The organism is Citrobacter sp. S55_ASV_140, assembly GCF_018919505.1.
GTDB lineage: Bacteria > Pseudomonadota > Gammaproteobacteria > Enterobacterales > Enterobacteriaceae > Citrobacter > Citrobacter werkmanii.
Genome location: NZ_JAHLQZ010000238.1, coordinates 1 through 5,187, shown reverse-complemented (window position 1 = coordinate 5,187; position 5,187 = coordinate 1). Strand labels below are relative to the sequence as shown.

Below are 5,187 nucleotides of genomic sequence, written 5' to 3'. Positions count from 1 at the left end.
GGTGTATGGCCTGGGCTTCCCTCCGTTCCACGGCGGTGCGTTCCGCTGGCTGGATACGCTCGGCAGCGCGAAGTATCTCGATATGGCCCAACAGTATCAGCACCTAGGCCCACTGTATGAAGTTCCGGCCGGTCTGCGTGATAAAGCGCGCCATAACGAACCGTATTATCCCCAGGTTGAGCCTGCCCGCCCGGTTGGCAGCCTGAAAACGGCTTAAGGAGTCACAATGGAACAGGTTGTAATTGTTGATGCGATCCGTACCCCGATGGGCCGTTCAAAAGGGGGAGCGTTTCGTAACGTGCGGGCAGAAGACCTCTCCGCACATTTAATGCGTAGCCTGCTGGCGCGTAATCCGGCGCTGGAGCCATCCGCGCTTGATGATATTTACTGGGGCTGCGTGCAGCAAACGCTGGAGCAGGGTTTCAATATCGCTCGTAACGCGTCACTACTGGCGGAAATCCCACATTCAGTACCGGCAGTGACCGTTAACCGTCTGTGTGGTTCATCCATGCAGGCGCTGCATGATGCAGCACGCATGATCATGACCGGCGATGCTCAGGCGTGCCTGATTGGCGGCGTGGAACATATGGGCCATGTGCCGATGAGTCACGGGGTTGATTTCCACCCGGGTATGAGCCGAAACGTGGCGAAAGCCGCGGGGATGATGGGCCTGACGGCGGAAATGCTCTCCCGCATGCACGGTATTAGCCGTGAAATGCAGGATGCCTTCGCTGCACGTTCACACGCTCGCGCCTGGGCTGCTACACAGTCTGGCGCATTTAAAAATGAAATCATCCCGACTGGCGGTCATGATGCAGACGGCGTGCTGAAGCAGTTTAACTACGATGAAGTTATCCGCCCGGAGACCACGGTTGAAGCGCTTTCTACCCTGCGCCCGGCATTCGATCCGGTTAGCGGCACGGTGACGGCCGGTACCTCTTCCGCGCTTTCCGATGGTGCTGCCGCGATGCTGGTCATGAGCGAAAGCCGTGCCCGTGAGCTGGGTCTGACGCCACGTGCCCGAATTCGTTCAATGGCCGTTGTCGGCTGCGACCCTTCCATCATGGGTTACGGTCCGGTTCCGGCTTCAAAGCTGGCGCTGAAAAAAGCGGGACTCTCCACCAGCGACATCGGCTTGTTTGAGATGAATGAAGCTTTTGCCGCCCAGATCCTGCCGTGTATTAAAGATCTGGGGCTGATGGAGCAGATCGACGAGAAGATCAACCTCAACGGCGGGGCGATCGCATTGGGTCACCCGCTGGGTTGTTCCGGTGCGCGTATCAGCACTACCCTGCTCAACCTGATGGAACGCAAAGACGTACAGTTTGGTCTGGCGACGATGTGTATCGGGTTAGGTCAGGGTATCGCGACGGTATTTGAGCGAGTTTAATCAAGGCACGCCGGGGGCGCTTCGCTTGCCCGGCCTACGAAATGTTATCTCAAAGCCATTGGTGCCAGAACAAGGCGGCAAGTGAATGAATCCCGATGAGCTTACGTGTAGTAAGTGATTCGGGTGAATGAGCGCAGCCAACACAGTTATGGTGCCAATGGCGAAGAGAGAAAATTTAGTTGCCGTTCTTCCCGCCTGTCAGGGGCGGGTTTTTTATTTCCCTGAACTACCACGTACCACTAACTGCACCGGCAGCAGCAGATTCTCTTCCTGCTTCTCTTCGAGTAGTAAACGCAGCGCTTCCCGACCCAGTTGTTGCTTATCAACCGCGATAGTACTCAGCGGCGGATGTGACCAGGCTGCGGCATCAATATCATCAAACCCTACCAGCGCAAGGTCTTCCGGGATACGTATGCCCTGCTGCGCGCACACTCTTTGAACAACCATCGCTGCCGCATCGTTATAGGCAAAAATGGCATCGGGTGGCTCCGGCAGCCTGAGCAGCTCATTAACCGCCTCTACCAAAGATTGCTCGGTATCGAGCAACGGCGGCGCGATGGCTTCGTACTCTGGCGGCATCAGCAACCGGGCTTCATACAATGCCTGACGATAGCCCTTCTCACGCTGACGAATACTGTAGTGAGAAAGTGTACTGGCAAGAAACGCGATGCGGTTGCGACCTTGTGCAATCAGGTGTTGCGTGGCCAGATAGCCGCCCTGGGTATTGTCCGGATTGACACAAGGCAGGCCAGGTGCCCAGAGATCCACCAGCACCAGCGGCAGTTTCATCTGTTGCAGCAGCCCAAGCAATTCAGGCTCAAAAAATCCGGCGCAGATCAGCGCATCCGGCTGGTGCAGCATCACCTGCTCACTCACCGTATCACCCGGACCGATAGACAGAAAGCTCAGCGCAATACCATTCTCGCGACAAAGATCTTCTATACCTAACAGCAGTTGGGAGTAAAACGGTAATGCGCGGCTGATATTGTGCTGACGATGCAGCAAAAACAGGACGCGTTTGATCTTGTCGCTGCGCAAGCGGGAAAAATCATAACCCTGCTGCTGCGCCACAGAAATAATGCGCAACCGGGTATCTTCACGCAGCCCCGGCTGCCCTTTTAGGGCGCGGGAAACAGCGCCAACTGAGACCCCACATGCTTCGGCAATGTCTCTGATACGTACAGGTTTCGTCATTTCACTCTCATTGATTCTACGCAGGCTCGTTGCGCCCCCAGCCAGGCGGCACCACGCACGCCGCTGCTGTCGCCGTGTCTGGCCGGAACGATCGGTGTACGGCACTGTTTACCAAATACGTACTGTGCTACTCGCGCCTGCAAGCCAGAATACAGTAAATCGATATTAGATACCCCGCCCCCCAACACAATCACATCGGGATCGAGCGTATTCACCACGCTTGCCAACGCCCGCGCCAGTTGATCGCAATAGCGTTCCCATAACAAACAGGCATCTGCATCACCCGATTCTACCTGTCGCATAATTTGTGGCACACCCGCATGTTGCGCGGTGTGGTTCAAATACTGGCGTTCCAGACCGCTGCCGGAAATAAAGCTTTCGATACAGTTCAACTGTCCGCAATAGCATGTCACTGCGGCCCCATCCCGGGATTCATGATAACGCGGCAAGGCATTATGCCCCCACTCGCCTGCGCAGGCGTTAGGGCCGGAAATCAGGCGGTTATCGATACACACACCGCCGCCGCAACCGGTACCGAGGATGACGCCAAAAACGACGCTGTGTCCATATCCGCTGCCGTCCATCGCCTCTGACAGCGTAAAGCAGTTAGCATCGTTGGTGACGGGCACAGCCATCCCTAACGCTTGCTCAAGATCTTGCGCAAAGCTCTGCTGATTCAGCACCAGAATGTTGGAGTTTTTGATTAACCCTTCGCTATCCACCGCACCGGGCACCCCAACGCCAACCGAGAAAGGCTGATTAACGGCCTGCCTGGCCTTAGCAATCATCTCCGTTACGGCGTGGAAAAAATCGCCATAGCTCTGCTTTGGGGTTGCGCATCGCTCGCGATAAACAATTTCCCCCGTATTATCAATCACTACCGCTTCGATTTTAGTCCCGCCAATATCCAGACCAAGCCTCATGATTTTCCCTCGTTTGCGCCTTGTAATGTGATGCTGCATAGCTTGCCAACCTTGTTTACTAAACAAAAAGAGCTCCGTCACAAAAGCTTATTTTTATGATTAATAGATAGAAAAAAATGTTTACTAAAAACTGGTGAGGAAAGAAAGGCAACGAGACCGGGCTTGCACCCTGTTAGTAGAAGTAAGGTGAGTAATGAATGCGCCGGAAGGGCTCCGGCGCACAGCGCTTAAATAAACGCGAACGCGTCGCCAAACAGGCGGTCTTCACGCGCACTGCGTTCATTGCAGAACAGATCACGCGCGATTTTAGCCATTTCAAAACGTCCGGCAATGTAGATATCGTGTTCCGCCAGGGTACCGTAATCCTGTAATACTGCCGTTAATACGGTGCCCGTACGGCCACGCCAGCCTTCTTCAGGCTGTTCTACCACTGGCTCAACGCGCAGATTCGGATGATTTACTGACAGCGCTTCCAGCTCAGAGAGATCGTAGAGATGCTTCTCTTCGCGCCCGCCCCAGTAAATAGTGATATCGCGATTTGGATTGCGCGCCAGCGCGGTAAGCAGAATGGAACGCGCGTAAGAGAATCCCGTCCCGCCGGCAATCAGGAGCAACGGTCGTTCGTCCTCATCACGTAGCCAGGCTTCGCCATGCGGAATGTCGACCTTAATTTCCCGGTCTTTCAGAATGCGGTCCATCACGGCCATGGCGTACAGATTTAGCTCAGAAGCGCCAACGTGCAGTTCAATGAACCCCTGCTCGTCCGGCGTAGATGCCATGGAGAACGGGCGCTTATCTCGTTCGTCCATCACGACCATTAAATACTGGCCGGCACGAAAGGAAAACGCCGCGTCTGGCACTAAACGAACGCGATATACGGTGTCAGTGATAGCTTCTACCGAGGTCACTTTACAGCTTAAGGTTGTCATGCGCTCTCTCTGTCGGATCAATAGGCAAAACGATCGCGCCTCAGGCGCTTTTGCCGTCATTAAATATGGCCAGTTCATCCCAAATTGCGTCAATACGTGCAGTGACTTCAGGATCTTTTTTTATCGGACGTCCCCATTCGCGTTGGGTTTCGCCCGGCCATTTATTGGTGGCATCCAGCCCCATTTTTGAACCAAGACCGGAAACCGGCGAGGCAAAATCCAGGTAATCAATGGGTGTATTCTCTACCAGTACAGTATCCCGGGCCGGGTCCATACGCGTCGTAATCGCCCAAATCACATCATTCCAGTCGCGTGCGTTGACGTCATCATCGCAGACAATAACAAATTTGGTGTACATAAACTGACGCAAAAACGACCAGACACCCATCATGACGCGTTTGGCATGACCAGCGTACTGTTTTTTCATCGTCACCACGGCCAGGCGATATGAGCAGCCTTCGGGAGGCAGGTAAAAGTCGACGATTTCCGGAAACTGCTTTTGCAGAATAGGCACGAAGACTTCATTCAGCGCCACGCCAAGCACTGCGGGCTCATCAGGCGGGCGTCCGGTGTAGGTAGAGTGATAAATTGCATCTTCACGCTGAGTAATGTGCGTGACGGTAAAGACCGGGAAGCTATCTACTTCATTGTAGTAACCAGTATGATCGCCATATGGTCCTTCCGGGGCCATTTCACCCGGTTCGATATAGCCTTCCAGCACAATTTCAGCGCTGGCAGGCACTTCCAGATC

General features: G+C 54.4%; 5 protein-coding genes and 1 pseudogene. 2 read left to right on the top strand and 4 right to left on the bottom strand.

All coding sequences use genetic code 11. From position 1 onward, the window contains the following. Both KQJ18_RS21325 and fadA read left to right on the top strand, forming a co-directional pair. Positions 1–217: pseudogene (locus tag KQJ18_RS21325) on the top strand (fatty-acid oxidation protein subunit alpha); the annotation flags it as partial. 9 nt (positions 218–226) lie between these two features. After that, positions 227–1,390 (top strand): acetyl-CoA C-acyltransferase FadA, encoded by a 1,164-nt coding sequence (gene fadA, locus KQJ18_RS21320; protein WP_038634440.1) that lies wholly within the window; start codon positions 227–229, stop codon positions 1,388–1,390. Positions 1,391–1,603: 213 nt separating this feature from the next. On the opposite strand, the gene KQJ18_RS21315 is transcribed toward fadA, so the two are convergent. The 4 genes from KQJ18_RS21315 to KQJ18_RS21300 all read right to left on the bottom strand — a co-directional run. Next, positions 1,604–2,584: a LacI family DNA-binding transcriptional regulator gene (locus tag KQJ18_RS21315; RefSeq protein ID WP_137347630.1), complete on the bottom strand. Its 981-nt coding sequence runs from the start codon at positions 2,582–2,584 to the stop codon at positions 1,604–1,606. Further along, the gene (locus KQJ18_RS21310; protein ID WP_087856728.1) at positions 2,581–3,507 is read right to left on the bottom strand and encodes an ROK family protein; all 927 of its coding nucleotides are present in this window, start codon (positions 3,505–3,507) and stop codon (positions 2,581–2,583) included. Before KQJ18_RS21310 ends, KQJ18_RS21315 begins: the two co-directional genes overlap by 4 nt. Before the next feature lie 227 nt (positions 3,508–3,734). Further along, positions 3,735–4,436, bottom strand: a complete 702-nt coding sequence (fre, locus tag KQJ18_RS21305) for an NAD(P)H-flavin reductase (RefSeq protein WP_038634448.1) — start codon at positions 4,434–4,436, stop codon at positions 3,735–3,737. Positions 4,437–4,476: 40 nt separating this feature from the next. Further along, a partial coding sequence (locus tag KQJ18_RS21300) for a UbiD family decarboxylase (protein ID WP_216422688.1) occupies positions 4,477–5,187 on the bottom strand: 711 nt, incomplete at its 5' end.